Genomic DNA, 288 nt, shown 5'->3' with positions numbered 1-288 from the left:
GCCGTTAGGTACGAGCCATGACGGATATGTGACGAAGCGGCGGGGCAGGGGCCAAAGCGCCCCAAGATTGCAAATTTAGAATGTTGCCGCGCCGCTCGACACCAACGGAAATCGCAGGCGCACCGCCAGCCCCGGCCCGTTGTCGGCCAATTCGAGCGAGCCGTCGTGAAAACGCATGATGGCGTCCGCAATCGCCAGACCCAGCCCGCTGCCCGGCCGATTGGATGCCGCGCCGCGTTCAAAGGGCTGCATCACCCGTTCGCGCTGGGCCTTGGCGATGCCGGGGCC

General features: G+C 66.0%; 1 protein-coding gene. It reads right to left on the bottom strand.

Annotated features, from left to right (window positions below):
- Positions 1 to 75 precede the first annotated feature (75 nt).
- Positions 76 to 288 (bottom strand): ATP-binding protein (locus ACWXWW_RS17970; RefSeq protein WP_455971366.1); only part of this gene is annotated, 213 nt, incomplete at its 5' end.

It is taken from the genome of Microbacterium sp. KNMS, assembly GCF_053851835.1.
Note: the sequence above shows the minus strand (reverse complement) of the source record. Positions and strands in the feature narration are given on the sequence as shown.